The organism is Xanthomonas codiaei, assembly GCF_002939785.1.
Lineage (GTDB): Bacteria > Pseudomonadota > Gammaproteobacteria > Xanthomonadales > Xanthomonadaceae > Xanthomonas > Xanthomonas codiaei.
The window spans coordinates 215,158-235,725 of sequence record NZ_MDEC01000005.1 but is presented as its reverse complement, the minus strand read 5'-3'; the positions used below and the strand labels follow the sequence as shown (position 1 = coordinate 235,725).

13 protein-coding genes, 1 other RNA gene and 1 pseudogene are annotated in these 20,568 nt (G+C 66.9%); 6 read left to right on the top strand and 9 right to left on the bottom strand.

Going from position 1 to position 20,568, the window contains the following annotated elements; all coding sequences use genetic code 11:
• Positions 1-507, top strand: a 507-nt coding sequence (locus XcodCFBP4690_RS05815; protein ID WP_244183574.1) for a hypothetical protein, incomplete at its 5' end; no start/stop codon positions are given.
• Between the two features lie 40 nt (positions 508-547).
• Positions 548-1,195 (top strand): hypothetical protein, encoded by a 648-nt coding sequence (locus XcodCFBP4690_RS05810; protein ID WP_104540044.1) that lies wholly within the window; start codon positions 548-550, stop codon positions 1,193-1,195.
• Positions 1,196-1,291: 96 nt separating this feature from the next.
• Here XcodCFBP4690_RS05810 and XcodCFBP4690_RS05805 read toward each other — a convergent pair whose 3' ends face one another.
• The 4 genes from XcodCFBP4690_RS05805 to cysD all read right to left on the bottom strand — a co-directional run bounded on the left by XcodCFBP4690_RS05805 (position 1,292) and on the right by cysD (position 8,620).
• Complete coding sequence (locus tag XcodCFBP4690_RS05805; RefSeq protein ID WP_104540043.1) at positions 1,292-4,417, bottom strand: efflux RND transporter permease subunit; 3,126 nt, start codon at positions 4,415-4,417, stop codon at positions 1,292-1,294.
• Positions 4,414-5,484 (bottom strand): efflux RND transporter periplasmic adaptor subunit, encoded by a 1,071-nt coding sequence (locus XcodCFBP4690_RS05800; RefSeq protein ID WP_104540042.1) that lies wholly within the window; start codon positions 5,482-5,484, stop codon positions 4,414-4,416. Before XcodCFBP4690_RS05800 ends, XcodCFBP4690_RS05805 begins: the two co-directional genes overlap by 4 nt.
• A 251-nt stretch (positions 5,485-5,735) precedes the next feature.
• Positions 5,736-7,649, bottom strand: coding sequence for a sulfate adenylyltransferase subunit CysN (cysN, locus tag XcodCFBP4690_RS05795; RefSeq protein WP_208622698.1), 1,914 nt, complete (start codon positions 7,647-7,649; stop codon positions 5,736-5,738).
• A gap of 62 nt (positions 7,650-7,711) precedes the next feature.
• Entirely contained in the window at positions 7,712-8,620 is a 909-nt protein-coding gene (gene cysD / locus XcodCFBP4690_RS05790) for a sulfate adenylyltransferase subunit CysD (RefSeq protein ID WP_104540040.1), read from the bottom strand.
• 179 nt (positions 8,621-8,799) lie between these two features.
• Between cysD and XcodCFBP4690_RS05785 the strand changes: the two genes are divergently transcribed.
• The 3 genes from XcodCFBP4690_RS05785 (at position 8,800) to XcodCFBP4690_RS05775 (ending at position 13,208) form a co-directional block, all read left to right on the top strand.
• Positions 8,800-10,647 (top strand): assimilatory sulfite reductase (NADPH) flavoprotein subunit, encoded by a 1,848-nt coding sequence (locus XcodCFBP4690_RS05785; RefSeq protein WP_104540039.1) that lies wholly within the window; start codon positions 8,800-8,802, stop codon positions 10,645-10,647.
• Between the two features lie 120 nt (positions 10,648-10,767).
• Positions 10,768-12,486, top strand: a complete 1,719-nt coding sequence (cysI, locus tag XcodCFBP4690_RS05780) for an assimilatory sulfite reductase (NADPH) hemoprotein subunit (protein ID WP_104540038.1) — start codon at positions 10,768-10,770, stop codon at positions 12,484-12,486.
• On the top strand, positions 12,483-13,208 hold the full coding sequence (locus XcodCFBP4690_RS05775) for a phosphoadenylyl-sulfate reductase (protein ID WP_104540037.1): 726 nt from the start codon (positions 12,483-12,485) through the stop codon (positions 13,206-13,208). The genes cysI and XcodCFBP4690_RS05775 overlap by 4 nt, the downstream gene beginning before the upstream one ends.
• 53 nt (positions 13,209-13,261) lie before the next feature.
• On the opposite strand, the gene XcodCFBP4690_RS05770 is transcribed toward XcodCFBP4690_RS05775, so the two are convergent.
• The 4 genes and pseudogenes from XcodCFBP4690_RS05770 to XcodCFBP4690_RS23385 form a co-directional block, all read right to left on the bottom strand.
• Positions 13,262-14,692 (bottom strand): PepSY-associated TM helix domain-containing protein, encoded by a 1,431-nt coding sequence (locus XcodCFBP4690_RS05770; protein ID WP_410049673.1) that lies wholly within the window; start codon positions 14,690-14,692, stop codon positions 13,262-13,264.
• 131 nt (positions 14,693-14,823) lie between these two features.
• Positions 14,824-16,827: a TonB-dependent receptor gene (locus tag XcodCFBP4690_RS05765; RefSeq protein ID WP_167394487.1), complete on the bottom strand. Its 2,004-nt coding sequence runs from the start codon at positions 16,825-16,827 to the stop codon at positions 14,824-14,826.
• Between the two features lie 61 nt (positions 16,828-16,888).
• Positions 16,889-16,965, bottom strand: a non-coding RNA gene (locus XcodCFBP4690_RS05760) — sX9 sRNA.
• 220 nt (positions 16,966-17,185) lie between these two features.
• A pseudogene (locus XcodCFBP4690_RS23385) lies at positions 17,186-17,566 on the bottom strand (DUF2946 family protein); the annotation flags it as partial.
• A gap of 698 nt (positions 17,567-18,264) precedes the next feature.
• Here XcodCFBP4690_RS23385 and XcodCFBP4690_RS05750 point away from each other — a divergent pair.
• Entirely contained in the window at positions 18,265-19,461 is a 1,197-nt protein-coding gene (locus tag XcodCFBP4690_RS05750) for a sensor histidine kinase (protein ID WP_104540034.1), read from the top strand.
• Between the two features lie 830 nt (positions 19,462-20,291).
• Here XcodCFBP4690_RS05750 and XcodCFBP4690_RS05735 read toward each other — a convergent pair.
• Complete coding sequence (locus XcodCFBP4690_RS05735; RefSeq protein WP_104540032.1) at positions 20,292-20,561, bottom strand: hypothetical protein; 270 nt, start codon at positions 20,559-20,561, stop codon at positions 20,292-20,294.
• Between the last annotated feature and the right edge of the window lie 7 nt (positions 20,562-20,568).

The following is a 20,568-nucleotide window of genomic DNA, read 5'->3' as shown; positions in this document are numbered from 1 at the left end:
TCGGCCCCATGCCAGTCTCGGAAAACGCCCCCCCATCTCCCGCATCCACATTCCACTGAACAACGTGGTGGGTTTACACATCTAGCCCAGCGCTTCGCCGGTCCAGGAACAGGGGATGCGCCAAACGATGCGTCGCAGACTCAGCGAAAATCCATCACCGGCGACTCGGACATCGACGAAGTGCTCTACGCGCTCGACAGCAAGAACGAGCTGGCGATCGAGCAGGCCCTGAACCGGGTGGCCAACAGCGCAGCAACGCAGGCGCTGATCAAAACAGGCAATGAGTTCCTGGAGGAACAGGCCCAGCAGGAGGCCCAGGAGCTCGCCGCCACACGCCAGGCACTGGGGATGGATGTTTCAGCAGAGGTCAACACCAGCCGTGGGCCGGTGATGGTGCTGACGCTGCCGGAGTTCGCCAAGGGGCCGATGCAGAGCGGTCCCCAAGGGGACGGAGGCGGAGACAGCGTGGGAGGAGGAGGCGGCGGTGGTGGTGGAGGCGGTGGTTAGTCAAAATCACTTCCGTGACCAGCCAAGCTCAGGAGACCTCATGGACAGGCAAGACGCCGCAATGGCGAGAATGATGGCCACGTTGAACGCATCGAACGCCTCGTTACAGGAGACGGTCAAGGTGCTGACGACCCTGGTGGCATCCATGCAGCAGCGCGAACAACGGCTGCGGGAGGTGGTCACCGAGCAACTCCAGGTGCTCCAGAACGCGGTGGGCAGCGCCGACTCCAAGATCAATCGCGTGCTGGAGAATGCGCTGCCGAGACTGACTCAGCTGACCAATCAGGCGTTGACACAGACGCTGGAGCCGGCAGCCCAACGATTCAACAAAGAAATGGCCACTGCCGACGAGACATTGCAGCACGCCACGCGGCGTTATATGCAAGCACAGCACACGTTGGAGACTCGGAGCACCCGGCGCATGTGGATCGCCTCGGCCACGATGCTGGTGGCGGGCGTGCTGGGATTGGGGGCGATGGCTTACTCGGTGGACATCGTCAAGGAGAAGCGTCACGAGCTCGCACAGCTGCGCACCTCGATCGACTATTGGGAACGGGTTGCTCAAGCGGACCTGGCACCCTGTGGAGAGGAGCGGCTCTGCGCCACGTTCGAGAAAAACGCGCCGCGTTACGGCAAGCAACGACAATACAGAGCGATCAACCTGCGTATACCACCGTCCACGCAGTGATGGCTCTTGCCGTCCTCATGTTGCTGATACTCACGGCCGAACATGCAGTTGGCCTCAAAGAGCAGTGACGGGAAATAGCGCAGGAGCAGGCATGATTCACGCGTGCCCACCTACCGATGGGGTCTGCGCTTCCAGCGCGTCCAATTCGCGTGCCAGCGCCTCCGGCGACTTGGTGTACGGGGCGATCAGGCTGTAGAACGCCGGCACCACGTACAGCGACAGCAGCGTGGACAGCGAGACGCCGAAGATCACCACCACGCCGATGGTGGCGCGGCTGGCCGAGCCGGGCCCGCCGGCCACCACTAGCGGGATTGCGCCGACCACCGTAGCGATGGAGGTCATCAGGATCGGGCGCAGGCGCACCGAGGCCGATTCGACGATCGCCGCGTGCACGCTGCGGCCTTCATCGCGCAACTGATTGGCGAACTCCACGATCAGGATGCCGTTCTTGGCCGCCAGGCCCACCAGCATCACGATGCCGATCTGGCTGAAGAGATTGAGCGTGCCGCCGGTGAGCCACAGGCCCACCAGGGCGCCCAGCACCGCCAACGGCACGGTGAGCATGATCACCAGCGGGTGGGCAAAGCTTTCGAACTGCGCCGCCAGCACCAGGTACACCACCAGCAAGGCCATGCCGAAGGTCAGCAGCACCGCGCTGCCGGATTGCTGGTATTCGCGCGATTCGCCCTTCCAGTCCACCTGCGCGTAGTCGGGCAGTTCTTCGCGCGCGGTCTGCTGCGCCCAGGCGATGGCTTCGCCCAGCGGGTAGCCCGGGGCCAGGCCTGCGGTAATGGTGATCGCACGCAGGCGATTGAAGCGGTTCAAGGTGCCGGCTTCGGCCACTTCGCTCAAGCTCACCAGGTTGGACAGCGGAATCAGCTCGCCACGGCTGGAGCGTACGCGGATGGCGGTGAGGTCTTCCGGCGACATGCGACCCTCGCGCCCGGCCTGCAGCATTACGTCGTATTCCTCGCCGTTATCGACGAAGGTGGTGACGCGCCGCGAGCCCATCATCGCTTCCAGCGCGCCACCAATGGCCGTCACCGGCACGCCCAGATCGGCCGCACGCAGGCGGTCGATATTCACGCGCATCTGCGGGCGGGTTTCCTTGTAATCCGAATCCGGCCCGACCAGGCCGGGATTGGCTTCCATGCGTTGCAGGATGCGATCGCGCCACTGCGCGATTTCCGCATAATCCGGGCCACCGAGCACCAGCTGGAACGGTTGGCCGCGGCTGCGCACCAGCCCACCGCTGACCTGCGTGCGTGCGCGCACGCCGCTGAGCACGTTGAGCTTCTGCTGCAGCTCATCGGCCACCTCGGTGGTCGGGCGGGTGCGTTTTTCCCAGTCCTGCAGGAACACGCTGACGCGACCGGTGTGCATTTCCTCGCTGCTGCCGAAGCCGCCGGGCACGCGCGGGTTGGCACGTACGATGGGTTTGTCCGGGCCCACGTAGGGGCGCAGGATGTCTTCGACCTGATGCATCTGCCCCACGGTGTAATCGAAGCCGGCGCCCTCGGGGCCGTCGATCATGATCTGGAAGTTGCCGCGGTCTTCGGCCGGCGCCAGTTCGGAAGGAATGCGGCTCATCAGCCATGCGCTTGCGCCAAGCGCCAGCAGCATCAACAGCGCGAAGATCCAGGTGCGCTGCACGTGCCGCTCCAGCGAGCGCCCGTATGCGCCGGACACCGCCTGCATGCGCCCGTCGAACCAGTGATGGAAGCGATTGGGCTTGGCCACGCGATGCGAGCGCAGCAGCTTGGACGACATCATCGGCGTCAGCGTCAGCGCCACGAAGGCCGAGATCGCCACCGCCGCCGCCAGTGCCACCGCCAATTCACGGAACAGGCGCCCGGTGTTGCCTTCCAGAAAGCCGACCGGCAGGAACACCGCCACCAGCACCGCCGTGGTCGCAATCACCGCGAATGCCACCTGCCCGGTGCCGCGCTTGGCCGCCACCAGCGGCGGCTCGCCCAGGTCGATGCGGCGCTGGATGTTCTCCACCACCACGATGGCGTCGTCCACCACCAGGCCGATACACAGCACCAACGCCAGCAGGGTGAGCAGGTTGATCGAAAAATCGAAGGCGTACAGCGCGATGAAAGCGGCGATCAGACACACCGGCACCGTCACCGCCGGAATCAATGCCGCGCGTGCGCTACCCAGAAAGACCCAGATCACCACCAGCACCAGCACCACCGCTTCGACCAGCGTGTGATACACGCGCTCCACGGCCGCATCGATGAAGGTGGTGGTGTCGAAGGCGACAAAGATGTTGGTGCCCTGCGGCAGCGATTTCTGCACTTCCTCCGCTTGCGCGCGCGCCTCGCGGGCGACGTCCAGCGCGTTGGCGGTGGAGTTGCGCACGATACCCAGGCCCACGTTGGGCACACCGTTGCTCTGGAAATACGCGCGGCGTTCGGCCGAGGTCAGCTCGACCCTGGCCACGTCGCCCAACCGCACCACATAGCCGCCCTCGCCCTTGCTGAGCGGCAGCTTGGCAAAGTCTTCCGGCTTGAGATAACTGCGCTCCACCCGCAGGGTGAAGTCGCGCTGCGCCGATTCGATGCTGCCGGCCGGCAGCTCGACGTTTTCGTTTTCCAGCGCGGCTTCGACATCGGCGACGGTGAGCGCGCGTGCGGCCAGCTGGTCACGGTCGAGCCAGATGCGCATCGCATAGCGCTGGCGTCCGCCGATTCGCACCTGCGCCACGCCATCCAGGCTGGAGAAGCGGTCCACCACGTAGCGCTCGGCGTAGTCGGACAGCTGCAGCGTGTCCATCGTGCTGGAGCTCATGTTGAGCCACAGGATGGGGTCGGCGTCGGCTTCGACCTTGGAGATTTCCGGTGGACGCGCCTGGTCGGGCATGCGGTCGGACACGCGGCTCACCGCATCGCGCACGTCGTTGGCAGCGGCTTCCACATCGCGCGACTGCACGAACTCGATGCTGATATCGGAGGAGCCATTGCGGCTGCGCGCCTCGATGGTCTCGATGCCCTCGATGCCGGCCAGCGCGTCTTCCAGCACCTGGGTGATGCGGCTTTCCACCACCGCCGCCGAGGCGCCGGTGTATTCCACATCCACCGAGACGATGGGCGGGTCGATCGCCGGCAGCTCGCGCAAGGTGAGGCGGGTGAACGACATCACCCCCAGCACGATCAGCAGCAGGCTCATCACCACCGCCATCACCGGGCGGGTAATGGACAGGTCGGAGAGCTTCATTGTGCGGCGGCCTGCGGGCGCGCCGACGCGGGCGCGGCCTGGTCGACCACCTTCAGCCCGGGACGCAGCTTGCCGGTGCCATCCACCACGATGCGCTCGCCGGCCTTGACGCCCTCCAGGATCTCCACCTTGCCATCGCGGCGCTCGCCCAGGCGCACATCGGCGCGCTCCACGCTGCTGTCGGGCTTGACCCGGAACACATACGACTCGCGCCCCACCTGCACCACCGCAATTTCCGGAATCACCACCGCCTGCCGCGCCGGCTGGAACAGCCGCACATCCAGCAGCATGCCCGGGCGCAGGCGCCGGTCGTCGTTGGGAAAATCCGCACGCACCGTCACCGAGCGGGTGGTTTCGTCGATACGCGAATCGATCGCCGCCACCTCACCGTCGAAGCGCGCGCCCGGGTACGCGGCCGCCGTGCCGTTCACCACGTTGCCGAGCTGCACCAGACCGAACTGCGATTCCGGCACCTGGAAGTCCACATACATGCGCGCCACATCGTCCAGCGTGGCGATCACCGTGCTTGAGGTGATCAACGACCCCGGACTGATCTGGCGGATGCCAAGCACGCCCGCGAACGGCGCGCGGACCTCGCGGTCGGTGATCTCCGCACGCATCTGCTGCACGCGCGCCTGCGCCGCATCGCGCAGCGCGCGCTGTGTATCCACCGTGGATTTGGCCACCAGCTGCTGACCAACCAGGCTCAACTGACGCCTGTACAGCTGGTCGGTTTCTTCGAAGGTGGCCTGCGCGGCGGTCAACGCCGCCTGCTGCGAATTGCCACGCAGCCGCAGCAGCAACTGCCCGGCCTTGACCTCATCGCCGCTGTCGAAATACACCTGCTCCACCACATCGCTCACCGCGGCAGTGAGCGCCACCGATTCGCGCGCACGCACGGTAGCGATCGATTGCACGGTGGAATTCCACGGCTGCACCGCAACCGGCTGCACCACCACCGGAATCGGCTTGGCCACCGCCGGCGCACTCGCCTGACGGGCGCAACCGGACAGCCACACGGCCAACAAGAGCGCGACGCAGTGGCGCGCGCTGGGCAGAACAAGCATCAGAACATCCTGGCGGGGTACCTCGAAAGTTTACCGACCTGGCCGCCATGCGTTGACAGAAAGGGCGCGCTTTGCACCATGACCAACGACCCTTGCCGTCGCCGCCACGATGCGCTGGCCAGCGCCGTCATCGATGCCGCGTGCGACCCCATGCGCGCCAGGCTGGCGCAGAACCGGGCGGCAATGTACTGCCGGTTCCTGCCAATCCCATGACGTGCCGGAGGCCGCTCGCGGCGCCCTGATGCCCGCGCTTAGCGCTCCAGCCCCAGAAACTCGAGCACGTGGCGCGCCAGCGCCTCTACATTCTCACCATCGGCGTGAAGATGGATCTCCGGCGTTTCGGGCACCTCGTAGGGCGAGTCGATCCCGGTGAAGTTGGGGATCTGCCCGGCACGGGCCTTGCGGTACAGCCCCTTCACGTCGCGCGCCTCGGCAACGGCCAGCGGCACGTCCACGAACACCTCGACGAACTCGCCCGCATCGAAGCGCTCGCGCGCCAGTTGCCGCTCGGCGCGGAATGGCGAGATGAAACTCACCAGCACGATCAGCCCCGCGTCGGCCATCAGCCGCGCCACCTCGGCCACCCGGCGGATGTTTTCCACGCGGTCTTCGTCGGTGAAGCCCAGATCGCGGTTGAGCCCGTGGCGCACGTTGTCGCCGTCCAGGATGAAGGTGTGATAGCCCAGGGCGTGCAGGCGCTTGTCGACCAGATTGGCAACGGTGGATTTGCCCGCACCCGACAGGCCGGTGAACCACAGCACGCGCGGCGCTTGCCCCTTGATGCGCGCACGTGCGCTGCGATCCACATCCAGATGCTGCCAATGCACGTTGCCGGCGCGGCGCAACGCAAATTCCAGCGTGCCGGCCGCCACCGTGGCATTGCTTTGCCGGTCGATCAGGATGAAGCCACCGAGCACCCGGTTGCGTGCATACGGCGAGAACGCGATGGGTTCGTCCAGCGCCAGATTGCAGTAGCCCACTTCGTTGAGCTCCAGCCGCTTGGCGGCCAGCCGCTCCTGCGTATTCACGTCGACCTTGTGCTTGATCTCGCTGATGCTCACGGTGACAGTGCGGGTGCCGATCTTGAGCCAGTACGGGCGGCCCGGCAGCAGCGCGGCATCGTCCATCCACAGCAGATGCGCAGCAAACTGGTCGGCCACTTCGGGCGGGTCGTCGATGGCGGCAATGATGTCGCCGCGGCTGATGTCGATCTCGTCGCGCAAGGTCAGCGTCACTGCCTGCCCGGCGCGTGCGCTGTCCACCTCCCCGTTGGCATCGAGCACGCTCGCCACCTGCGTGCGGCGCCCGGACGGAACCACCACCACCGCATCGCCCACACGCACCTGACCGGCGGCAATCGTGCCCGCATAGCCGCGGAACTGCGAGTTGGCGCGATTGACCCACTGCACCGGCAGCCGCAAGCCGCTGCCGGCTTCCGGCGGCTCCAGCTGCACGGTTTCAAGATGCTGCAACAGAGGCGGGCCCTGGTACCACGGCATCCGCGTCGAGGCGCTGGACAGATTTTCGCCAGCCAGCGCCGAGAGCGGAATGCACTGCACATCGGCGATGCCCAGCTGCGCGGCCAGCGCGCGATAGCCTTCGGCAATGCCGGCAAACACCTGCGCGTCGTAGTCCACCAGGTCCATCTTGTTGACCGCCAGCACCACATGCCGGATGCCCAGCAAGGACACGATGTAGCTATGCCTGCGGGTCTGCGCCAGCAGGCCCTTGCGCGCATCCACCAGCACCACCGCCACATCGGCGGTCGATGCGCCGGTGGCCATATTGCGCGTGTACTGCTCGTGCCCGGGGCAATCGGCCACGATGAACTTGCGCTGGTCGGTATCGAAATAGCGGTACGCCACATCGATGGTGATGCCCTGTTCGCGCTCGGCCGCCAGCCCGTCCATCAGCAGCGCGTAATCGATACCCCCGCCCTGCGTGCCATGGCGGCGGCTGTCGCTTTCCAGCGCCGCCAGTTGATCGTCGAACAAGCGCTTGCTGTCGTAGAGCAATCGCCCGATCAGCGTGCTCTTGCCATCGTCCACGCTGCCGCAGGTGATGAAGCGCAGCAGCGGTTTGGATTCGTGTTGCTGGAGGTAGGCAGCGATGCTGCCGGGATTGGAGAGTGGGGATTCGGGATTCGCAAGAGCGCTCCCCTCCACCTTCCCGCTCGCCGCGGGTTGCTCTTGCCAATCCCGAATCCCGACTCCCGAATCACTGCCCATCAGAAATACCCCTCAAGCTTCTTCTGTTCCATCGATGCACCCGGTGCGTGGTCGATCATGCGGCCCTGGCGCTCGGAGCTGGTGCTGACCAGCATTTCGGCGATCACCGCCTCCAGGGTGTCGGCGCTGGACTCGATCGCGCCGGTGAGCGGGTAGCAGCCCAGCGTGCGAAAGCGCACCGAACGCAGCTGCGGGGTTTCGCCCGGGTGCAACGGCAGGCGCGCGTCGTCGACCAGGATCAGCGCGCCGTCGCGCTCCACCACCGGGCGCGGCGCGGCGAAATACAGCGGCACCACCGGGATCTTCTCGCGGTAGATGTAGAGCCAGATATCCAGCTCGGTCCAGTTGGACAGCGGAAACACGCGCACACTCTCACTGGGCCTGGTGCGCGCGTTGTACAGATTCCATAGCTCGGGGCGCTGGTTCTTCGGGTCCCAGCGATGGCGCGCATTGCGGAACGAGAACACCCGCTCCTTGGCCCGCGATTTCTCCTCATCGCGCCGCGCTCCGCCGATCGCCGCATCGAAGCCGCCCTGCTCCAGCGCCTGCTTCAGGCCCTGGGTCTTCATGATGTCGGTATGCACCGCGGCACCGTGGCTGATCGGGCCGATGTCCTGGGCGATGCCGTCGGGGTTGATGTGCACGCGCAGGTCCACACCGGTTTCGGCGGCGCGGCGGTCGCGGAAGGCGATCATCTCGCGGAACTTCCAGCGCGTGTCCACGTGCAGCAGCGGGATCGGCGGCGGCGACGGCGCGAACGCCTTGAGCAGCAGATGCAGCAGCACCGAGCTGTCCTTGCCGACCGAATACAGCATCACCGGGACCCGGAATTCGGCGGCGACTTCGCGCAGGATGTGGATGCTTTCGGCTTCGAGCCGGTCGAGATGGGACAGCGGCAGCAGGGTCATCGGGGTGTCGTCGGGATCGGCAGGCTCGCCAATCGATGGTAGGCCAAGGCGCCGCAGTGTGTCCCGGCCTTATGCCAGCCCGAAATAAGCGGCTGGCATAACACGATAACGGCTGCTCCTTTCTGGTCGCCGCAACGCTTCTCTAACATCGTCGGTCTCATCAAAGCCCCCGGACCCGAATGACTGCCGCCAGCTCCGCGCTACCGCCCAGCCCCTTGCCCGACGAGCGCAAGGCGCTGCTGGACCGGTTGGTCGACGGCCTGGATGCCGCGGCGCTGTGGTGGTTGTCCGGCTATGCCGCCGGGCTGGCGCAGGGCCACCCGCCGCGTTCGCTGGCGGTGCTGCCGGGCGGGCAAGCCCAAGCAATCGCCCAGGAAGGCCAACGCCTGACCGTGATCTACGGCAGCCAGACCGGCAACGCCCGCCGCCAGGCCGAGCAACTGGCCGCCGACGCCGAGGCCGCCGGGCTCAGCGTGCGCCTGCTGCGCGCCGACGCCTACCCCACCCGCGAGCTGGCCAACGAGCGCCTGCTGTATGTGGTGATCAGCACCCAGGGCGAAGGCGACCCGCCGGACGATGCGATCGGCCTGGTGGAGTTTTTGACCGGCCGCCGCGCGCCGAAGCTGCCCGAGCTGAAATACGCCGTGCTGGGCCTGGGCGATTCCAGCTATGCAGACTTCTGCGGCATTGCGCGGCGCATCGATGAGCGCCTGGCCGAGCTCGGCGCCAGCCGCGTGCAGCCGCGTGGCGAAGCCGATCTGGACATCGACAGCATTGCCGCCCCCTGGCGCGTGCAGGCGCTCAAGCATGCACGCGAGCAGCTCAAGAGCGCCCCCCACACGGCCACGATCACCCCGCTGCGCAGCAGCCCCGCTGCCCCCGCGTGGTCGCACCAGCATCCGTTTGCCGCCGAGGTACTGGCCAACCAGATCATCAGCGGGCGCGACTTCAAAGGCCCGGGCTTTCGTGTCTATGCGCAGCCCGGCAAGCGCGTGCGGCATCTGGAGTTCTCGCTGGACGGCAGCGGCCTGAGTTACGAGCCCGGCGATGCCTTGGGCATCGTCCACCGCAATCCGCCGGCGCTGGTGGATGCGCTACTGCACAGCCTGCAGCTGGACGGTGGTGCCGCCGTCACCGTCGGCGACGAGACGCTGGCCTTGCACGAGTGGCTGACCACCCGACGCGAACTGACCAAGCTGTCGCGGCCATTCCTCACCGCCCATGCCGAGCGCGCCGCTGCAGCCGATCTGCAGGCGCTGCTGGCCCCCACCCAGACTGCCGGCCTGGCGTCGTTGCTCTCCGATCATCAAGTGATCGACGTGCTGCGGCGCTGGCCGGCGGATTGGGACCACGCCGGCCTGCTGGCCGCGTTGCGTCCACTCGCTCCCCGCCTGTATTCCATCGCTTCCAGCCGCAAGCGCGTGGGCGATGAAGTGCATCTGGCCGTGGACGAACTCAACTACCAGGCCCATGGGCATGCGCATCTGGGGTCGGCCAGCGGCTTTCTCGCCGCGCTCGCCGAGGGTGAGACCGCGCCGGTCTATATCGAACCCAACGAACGCTTCCGCGTGCCGGCCGACACCGACCGCGACATCCTGATGATCGGTCCCGGCACCGGCGTGGCGCCCTTCCGCGCCTTTGTGCAGGAACGCGCCGAAACCGGCGCCCGGGGCCGTAACTGGTTGTTCTTCGGCGCCCAGCATTTCAATACCGATTTCCTGTATCAGGCCGAGTGGCAGCAGGCGCTGCAACGCGGCGAACTGCACGCCCTGGACCTGGCGTTCTCGCGCGACCAAGCCGAAAAGGTCTATGTGCAGCACCGCCTGCGCGCGCGCGGCGCCGAGGTATATGCCTGGCTGCAGGGCGGCGCACATCTGTATGTCTGCGGCGCCATCGGCATGGGCAAGGACGTCCACGCCACGCTGCTGGACATCGTCACCACCCACGGCGCACGCAGCGCCGAGGACGCCGCCGCGTACCTCACGCAACTACAGGTGGAGGGGCGCTATGCGCGCGATGTCTATTGAGGCTGGGATTCGGGAGTGGGGATTGGGGATGTGTAACAGCGGATGTCCGCGATCGTTGTGTCTTGTGGGCACTGCCCGCTCCTTGTTGCCACTGCCGAATCACGAATACCGAATCCCGTCATGAGCCACTCCGTCGAAGACATCAAATCCGAAAGCCGTCGCCTGCGGGGCTCGCTGGAGCAGAGCCTGGCCGATGCGGTGACCGGGGCGTTGCGTGAGGACGATCAGACCCTGATCAAGTATCACGGCAGCTACCAGCAGGACGACCGCGATATCCGTGACGAGCGGCGTCGGCAGAAGCTCGAGCCGGCGTATCAGTTCATGATCCGCACGCGCACGCCGGGCGGGGTGATTTCGCCCACGCAGTGGCTGGCACTGGACGGCATCGCCACCCGGTATGCCAATCATTCGCTGCGCATCACCACGCGCCAGGCGTTCCAGTTCCATGGTGTGATCAAGCGCGAGCTCAAGGCGACCATGCAGGCCATCAATGCCACCTTGATCGATACCCTGGCCGCCTGTGGCGATGTCAATCGCAACGTGCAGGTGGCCGCCAACCCGCTGCTGTCGCAAGCGCATGCCACGTTGTATGCCGATGCGGCACGCGTGTCCGAGCATCTGCTGCCCAATACCCGTGCGTATTACGAGATCTGGCTGGACGAAGAGCGCGTGTCCGGTTCCGGCAGCGAAGACGAGCCGATCTATGGCGATCGCTATCTGCCGCGCAAGTTCAAGATCGGGTTTGCCGCACCACCGCTCAACGACGTGGACGTGTTCGCCAACGATCTTGGCTTCATCGCGATCCTGCGCGGGGGCGAGCTGCTCGGTTACAACGTCAGCATCGGCGGCGGCATGGGCGCCACCCACGGCGACGCCGAGACCTGGCCGCGCGTGGCCAACGTGATCGGTTTCGTCACCCGCGCGCAGTTGCTGGACATCGCCACCGCCGTCGTCACCACCCAACGCGACTTCGGCAACCGCGCGGTGCGCAAGCGGGCGCGCTTCAAGTACACCATCGACGATCATGGCCTGGACACCATCGTGGCCGAGATCGAGCGCCGTGCCGGCTTTGCGCTGCAGCCGGCGCAGCGCTTTGCCTTCGACCACAACGGCGACCGCTATGGCTGGGTGGAGGGCGAAGACGGCCTGTGGCACCTGACCCTGTCGCTGCCGGCCGGCCGCATTGCCGACACCGAAACCGCCGCGCACCTGAGCGGGCTGCGTGCCATTGCACAATTGATCGCACAGTTGCAGGTGGGCGAGTTCCGCATGACGCCCAACCAGAACCTGGTCATCGCCGGTGTGCCCGCCAGCGCGCGCGCGCGCATCGACGCGCTCATCGCGCAGTACGCGCTGGATGCGGGCAACCACGCTGCCAGCGCGCTGGCGCGCGGCGCGATGGCCTGTGTGGCGCTGCCCACCTGCGGCCTGGCGATGGCCGAGGCCGAGCGCTACCTGCCGAACTTCAGCGCGGCCTTGCAGCCGCTGCTGGAACGGCACGGCCTGGCCGACACGCCCATCGTGCTACGCCTGTCCGGTTGCCCGAACGGTTGCTCGCGGCCGTACCTGGCCGAAATCGCGCTGGTGGGCAAGGCGCCCGGCCGCTACAACCTGATGCTGGGCGGCGACCGCCGCGGCCAACGCCTCAACACCTTGTATCGCGAAAACATCACCGAAGCGGACATCCTCGCCGCGCTCGATCCGCTGCTGGCCCGCTATGCGGCCGAACGCGACCAGGCCGGCGACGAAGGCTTCGGCGATTTCCTGCACCGCAGCGGCCTGATCGCGCTGCCGCCCTACCCCACGCACCGCCACCTCGACCTGGAACTGCTCGCATGACCGCGCTGCCCGCTGCATCGAACACCTCTTCGGCGCTGGACGACCTGGACACGCTCAACGCGCAGCTGGAAGGCCTGCGCGCCGACGAGCGCGTCGCCTGGGCCTTGCAGCACGGGCCACAGGAGGCCGCACTCTCATCCAGCTTCGGTGCGCAATCCGCAGTGACGCTGCACCTGTTGTCCCAGCAGCGCCCAGACATTCCGGTGATCCTGATCGATACCGGCTACCTGTTCCCGGAGACCTACCGCTTCGCCGATGCCTTGACCGACCGGCTCAAGCTCAACCTCAAGGTGTATCGCCCGCTGGTCAGCCGCGCCTGGATGGAAGCCCGCCACGGGCGCCTGTGGGAGCAGGGCATGGTCGGCATCGATCAGTACAACAACCTGCGCAAGGTCGAGCCGATGCGGCGCGCACTGGACGAGCTCAACGTGGGCACCTGGTTCACCGGCCTGCGCCGCAGCCAGTCCGGCGGCCGCGCGCAGACCCCGATCGTGCAGAAGCGTGGCGACCGCTACAAGGTCAGCCCCATCGCCGACTGGACCGATCGCGACGTGTGGCAATACCTGCAGGCCCATGACCTGCCCTATCACCCACTGTGGGAGCAGGGCTACGTGTCCATCGGCGATTTCCATACCACCCGCCGCTGGGAACCGGGCATGCGCGAGGAAGACACGCGCTTTTTCGGGCTCAAGCGCGAGTGCGGCATTCACGAAGACATCTAGCACGCAGCGGCGTGCTGCAAGCGGCAGCGCCTGCAGCGGCGATGCACGCAGCGTCAGGCAGCCGCACCTGCGCGTGCACGGCGCATCCAGTAGCGATCGAACAGCCAGATCAGCAACAACGACATGCCGACCAGCGGGAAGATCAACCCGCAGACCACCAGCAGTACCATCAGACCACGCAGCGTGCGTGGATCTGCCGGCAATGGCGGCACGCCCAGTCCGCCGCTCGGGCGTCGCTTCCACCACATCAGCACCGCGCTCACGCACAACAGCACGATCGTCATGCAGGCAAACAACAGGATCAGCTGATTGGCAGTGCCGTATTGCTGGCCCAGGTGCACATTGATGCCCCACTCCAGCATCTTCGCCAGCGGCCCGTAATCGCGATATCTCATATCCAGCAACACCGCGCCGCTGTACTGATCCAGATGGATGACCCGCTGCCGCTGCAGGTCGGACGGATAGACCGAGGCGGTATAGACGCCGGAGACACCACGCGGTGGCAGGACGCTGTAACCCTGCACCATGCCGAGTGCATCGAACCGCGCCAGCGCTGCGTCCAGCCCTATCGCCGCATGGCCAGGCGCAGCGACGCTGGCTGCGCCCGCATGCGTTGCGTGTTCTGAATGTTCCCAGTGTTCCGCTGCAGGAGCGCGCATGTTCGCCCCTCTCCCGTCGGGAGAGGGGTTGGGGTGAGGGTCGGTCGCATGCATCGCAACCGCCTGCGGCCCACTCGCCAGCGCATCACCCTTACAGGCAGCAGGCCAGGCACTTGCACTCCCCGGCAGCAAGGACGCCGGCACTCGCGCCTGGCGCAGCGACCACGCGGTGTCGCCGCTGTCGGCGAGCCGCTGCTGCGACATCGGGAGCTGCACGCGCAATCCGGCCGGATAGCCGAAGTCGTGGCCGTTGGCCCAGCGATTGACCTGCGCGCCCCAGAGCCACGACCACGGCATGCCGGTCAGCGCCAGGAACAGCAGCACCGCGCCGACGCCAGCACCGGTCACCGCATGCAGGTCACGCCAGAACAGTCGCTGTTGCGGAGCGCCACGCACGCTGATCACGCCACCGCGCCGCCCACGTGGCCACCACAGATAGGCACCGGTGAGCACCAGCACGATTGCCCAGCCGGCGGCCATTTCGATCAGCCCACGCGCCAGTGGCCCGAACACTTCAAGACTGTGCAGCCGGCGGATGGTCCAGGCCAGCGTGCCGTGCTCGGGCAGGCTGCCCAATACGCGCGTGCGGTACGGGTCCAGGTACACCACCTGCCGCGCGCCATGCGCATCCACCAACCCGATCTCGGCGCTGGCATCGGCGTACTTCGGCGTGGTGTAGCGGAACAGGCGGCCTGGCTGATGGCGCTGCGCCGCTTCCACCAGTTGCTGTGCGGAGGCGCGTGCCGTCCCCACCGGCACCACCTTGAGGGCGTGGTGCACGCCACGGTCGATCGCTTCCTGATAGAGAAATGCCGCACCCGTCATCGCCAGCCAGATGATGAAGGGCAGCACCAGCAGGCCGGCGTAGAAGTGCCAGCGCCATACCGCGCGATAGAACCGCCAGCGGCCATCCTGCGGCGTCGGGACGACCCGGTCATGAGCAACGCGTGCGCGCATCAGAAGCTCCAATCCCAAGACAGCGACAGCGCGCGGCCATCGCCCGGCGAGTAGCCGGAACTGCCGCTGTCGTACCACGCATAGACATAGGCGCGATCGGTCGCATTGCGCAGCTGCAGGCTCAGCGCATTGCCTGCGTTCACGCTCCAGCGCGCGCCCAGATTGAGCAGGGCATAGCCGCCGGTGCGGCCCAGCGTGTTGCTGCGCTCCAGGAAGTAAGCACCTTGCGCATTGCCCCATGCGCTGAGCTGCACGGCAGGCGTGACCTGCCATTCCAGCCCGGCGCTGGCCAGCCAGTGCGGCACGTTCTCGATCTCCTTGCCGCGCGTGGCCGGCGCGCTCGGGTCGGGCGTGGCGATACTGGCCTTCTGCCGCGAATACGACATCCATGCGCGCCAATGCTCGGCCGGCTGCAAATTCAACTGCGCATCCCATCCACGCCGCAACGTGCGCCCCACGTTGGCCACGTCGCCGACGCCGGCAATCCCATTGACGCCAAGAATGGTGGCCACCTCGCCGGAGGCGCGTTGCCCCCAGTACGCCAGCCGCCCATCCAGCACCGCCGACGGCGCAAACTTGAACCCGGCTTCCCAGCCATCGTTGATCGACGGACCGAGGTTGCCCGATTGCCGGCGGTACGCGCCATCACCGCTGCCGATCTGGAAGCTGCGCCCCCAGTTGGCATAGACGCTGCCCTGCGCGCCCACGCGATAGCTGGCGCTGACCTTGGGCTGCCTGATGCTGCCGTAGTCGTAAGTGGGCGCAGATACGCCGGCCAGCACATCGTGCAGCCGGCCATCGACCCAATCGATACGGTAGCCGGGCACCAGCTGCAGGCGTTCTGTCGGCTTGAGGACCGCCTGCACATAGGCGCCGTGCGTGCGCAGGTCGTAGTCCCAATCGCGCAGCTGCACGCCGCGCACACGCGCGGCGGTGCGATACCGCTGCGACTGATTGGTTTGCCATTGCGCATCCATGCCGGCTTCCAGGCTGGTGTCCATGACCTCCCAACCGGGCTGCCAGTTGCCCCGCAGCAACACGCCGCGATGGGTTTCGTCGGTGTCGCGCTCCTGCTGCAGGCCGGCGGCGGAAAAGCGCACCCAACGCTGGTTGCGGTAATCGTTCTGGTAGGCCTTGGCGCTCCACTGCGCATCCGCACCCAGCACACCATCCACGTGCAGTGCGGTCTGCCGCACGCGGCGTTCGCTGCGATCGTCCTGCGCATACGCCGGTGAACTGCGCGGCGCCGCACGCGCGGTGGCCGCATCCAGGTAGCCCGCCTCCAACGCGTGGTTGTCGTAGTAGCGCGTAGTCAGCCCGGCACGAAACACGCCATCCGGGTCGGTGTAGAACCACTTGCCGGCAACGCTGCGTTTGCGCGCATCGGCATGCTCGCGATAACCATCGGAATCGCGCCAGGCCAGCACATAGTTCTGGCTCCAGGCGCCCCGCTCGATGCCCTTGCCCAGTTGCACCTCGCGCGCGCCGAAACTGCCGGCGGTGACGCTGAGGCGGCCATCGTTTCCGCCGGTGCGGGTGAGCACATCCACGCTGCCGGCGATGGCGTTCAAGCCGTAGCGCGCGTCGTTGGTGCCGCGCACGATCTCGATGGCGCTGATGTCCTGCGGAAACACCGCATCCAGATACGGCATGCCGCCGGCATTGTCGTTGCTGGGGATGCCGTCGATCAGCAGCTTGACCGCATTGATCCGCCCCTCTCCGTTGAAGCCACGGAAGGAAAACCGCCCTGCGTCGGTGCCCATGCGGAACTGGGTGACCTGCACGCCGGGCGCGCGCATCAGCAGTTCCCAGCTGTAATCCACATGCTGATCGTGCAACAGCTCGCCGCCGATCACATCCACCGAACTGAGCACCCGCGCCGCACCCGGGAAGCGCTGAGCCGGCTCGCTGACCTGCACCTTGCCCAGCGTCAATGCCGCCTGCTGCGCCTGCAGTTCGCAGGCAGGTCCGTACATCAGCGCCAACGAAGGCGCGCACCACAACGTTCTCAACAATCCCCAACGCATGAGCAAGCCTTTGCCGTTCCGAAACGGCACGGAGAGCGGCTGACAGAACGTCGCGAGCGCTGGTCAGGTGGTGTGGACGGCACGGCTCGGAACCGGCGTGTACACCTTGTACATACCGATTGCGCGCGCCGGCCGCGCCTGCCTGTCGGCTGCGCAGTCGTTTTGTCAGCGGCTCCAAGCCGCGCGCCACCGCAACTCGGCGGGCGCTGGCTGGATTCAAGAAACGGGCGCTTCGTCCAGACACGCACGCGCAGGCCGAAGCAACGGCGGCGCAACGGCAGTGGTGAGACGAACGCCCGCGGCGGGCGAGGCCTACGTAAAGCGGTGGCCCGCGCGCGCCATGCGCTGCCCAGCGCAGCGCCGCCCGGCGCGGCGCGTCGGCGCGTGTGGATGTCGTCGTCGGCCGCAACTGCAACAGGCACAGCACCGCCAGCACCAACCAGGGCAACAGCCTTGCAGCCAGCACGCAGTAGTCGCAGGCTTCGCCATGGTGGGCGGCATCGTGGTCGCCCGGGTGCCGACTGATCGCCGCCGCAAGCTCGGCGTGATGCGACGCGTGCTGCGCCGATATCGTCTGCTGGGGGAGCAGCACGGCAGCCAGGCTGCCGGCCTGCACACTCATGCACATCGGCTCCTGCGCCAGCCCCTGATTCCAGCGACTGATCGGCGGCGCCACCAGCAACAGCAGCAGCGCCAGGCAGGCCAGCAGATGCATCGGGCGATGGCGGCGGAGCGAACGCAGCATGGCGGCAGTGTAAGCGGCCAGGCACTGCCGCCGCGAGGCTGGCTCCCTGGCCGCGACAGCATGTCGCACCCTTCGCCCAGGCCCTTGGCATCTGCGCCTGCCCCGGCAACTGCGCGAGCGTCGCGGCGTGCTGACCAGGGCGGTGTTTCGCACTGGTCGATGCGGCCATCAGGCCGATCGCGCCCGAAGGCCGATGGAGGCACCCGGTACGAAGGCATCGGACTGGCGCGCTCGACAATCGTTGTCGACCAGGATCAAGCGGCCTCCTTCAGCCCACGAACCCTTGGCTCTGGCGAAGGTCTGCCGCAGACCCGGCGCAGTTGACCTGCAGCGCCCCGTCCTCAGCCAGGATCGGCGGGCACGGCGACGCTGCCGCATACGGCACATCCCGATGACGGCCCGAGCCACCGGGCCGGCCGCCGCACAGCGCCCCCAATGCTGCGACCACCTCCGTCCAAAGCCGACGATCGAAGGATTCGGGTGCGCTCGGCAGGCAGCGAGGCCAGTGCGGCCAGCTGCCCTCCTGCATGGCAGGCGCCCATCCACATGACACCAGCGCCGGCGTGTCCAGGTCGTCAGTCACAGTTCCCGACCGGTGCGTCGGGCTGCACACCTGCTGCGCACGGTCATGCCCTATGCTTGCGGCTCATCCCATTCACCTCCCGCGCATGAGCACCGTCCTGTCCGATCCAGCGGCCGAGCCACTTCCCTGCGCACCCAAACCACCGAGCGAGGCACTTCGCCTCCAGGCGCTGCACAGCTATGGTGTGCTCGATACGCCGCGCGAGGCCGCCTTCGAAGACATTACCCGGCTCGCCTCGATCATCTGCCAGACCCCGATCGCACTGATCAGTCTGGTCGACGCCGACCGCCAATGGTTCAAGAGCGAACTCGGCATGGGCGAACGCGAGACGCCGCTGTTCAAGTCGATGTGCGCGCATGCGCTGCTCGACAACGATGTGCTGGTGGTTCCGGATACGCGCCAGGACAGCCGCTTTTCGCGCAATCCGCTGGTGACCGGCGAAGCGCCGCTGTACTTCTATGCCGGCGCGTTGCTGAAGACGCCCGACGGTCTGCCGCTTGGCACGGTCTGCGTGCTGGACCGCAAGCCGCGCCAGCTCACCGACGAACAGGTCGAAGCGCTGCGCGCGCTCGCACGCCAGACCATGGCGCAGCTGGAATTGCGCCGCGCCCTGCTGATCGCCGAAGAGTCCGACCGCTACCGCAGCCGTCTGATGGCCATCGCCGGCCACGATCTCAAGACACCGTTGCGTACCGCGGCCTACGCCATCGACAAGATGCGCCGGCATGCCAACGTCGATTCCATTCCCACCCTGGTGACCGCGCGCGACGCCATCAACCTGGTCGGGCGCAATCTGGACGAACTGGCCACGCTGGCGGCCGCGAGCAAGACCGCCACGCCGGACCTGCAGGCGCTGCAGCTGGAAGACGTACTGCATTCGGTGCTGGGCGTGTGGCGCCAACCTGCCATCGACAAATGCCTGGCGCTGCGCCACGTGCCCACCTCGCTGCGCGTGCGCAGCCACCCCACCCTGCTGACCACGCTGATCGGCAACCTGGTCGGCAACGCCGTCAAGTACACCGAACGCGGGCGCGTGCTGGTCGGCGTGCGCCGCCGCCCCGGCTACGCAGTGGTGGAGATCATCGACAGCGGCATCGGCCTGAACCTGGAGCAGCCCGAACAGGTGTTCCGGGCCTTCCGCCAGGCCGACCCGCGCAGCGATGGCCTGGGCATCGGCCTGTGGATCGTGCACCGCGCTGCCGACACGCTGGGCTGCGAGGTCAGCGTGCGCCCGCGTTCGGAAGGCGGCACCTGCTTCTCGGTGCGGATCCCGCTGGCCTGAGGGCTGGCGGTCGGCAGCAGCGCCGCCGAGGCGGCGCATCTGCACCTGATCATGCGTGCGGGTGGGCCTGCTCCTGGCGATCGGGCCGATGTCGGCGCTGCGCACGACATCCCTCGCCCCCGGGTACGTGTGCTCGCGCAAAAAAAGGCGGATCCGAGCTCCCGACCCGGATCCGCCGCCAAACACGCCAGGTCTCTCCCCAGGGACCCGGGTGCGCCAGCCGCTCTGTGCGCAGCTTCGCGCAACAGTGATGCGACAGCGCTAGCGACCCTTCAACGACACCCCACTGACCAGACCGGCAAGGCGATGTCTGCTTCGCCGGCCCTGCGTCGTCCACCCCTAGACGTCCGAAAGTGTCGCGTCATGGTTGCTATAAGGATTTACGACAGCGCCGGGGCCAACTTGATGGATGCCGACGACACCAGCGCAAGCAGCCCTGACACGTGTAGGGAGAATCACCGACAGCGCGCGTTCCGGCGCAGTTCGCGAGCGCTGTAGCACGTTGATTCGACTGGATTCTTCCGACAGCAACTTGCTGTGCGGTGCAGCATGGATTCGGGATTCGGGAGTCGGGATTCGGGATTCGGGATTCGGGATTCGGGATTCGGGATTCGGGATTCGGGAGTCGGGATTCGGGATTCGGGAGTCGGGAGTCGGGATTCGGGATTCGGGAGTCGGGATTCGGGATTCGGGAGTCGGGAGTCGGGGGTCAAGCGCGGGTAGCGGTAAGCGGAAACAGCAACAAAGCCCATCACGCCCACGCCGCAAGAAAATCAAACGCCCCGCACTTACGAATCCCGAATCCCGATTCCCCATTCCCGATTCCCTAGCTAGTCCGACTCCTGCCGCGCAAACCACTCCGCCGAATGCACCTCTTCAACAGCGATCTCAAGCAGCTGCCGCAGCGTCGCCAGCGGAATCTGCAGCGGCAGCGCGCCTGCCTGCAGCGTGACCCACACCGCCTCGTCCTGCGGGTCGGCCGACAGGGTCAGTAGCGTGTGCTCGCCGCTCTCCAGATCGGCCAACAACTGCAACGACATGCCGCCATCCGGCTCGGGCAGCCACACTCGGCTCAATGGCGGACGCAGTGGCGCGCTCATCGCGGCG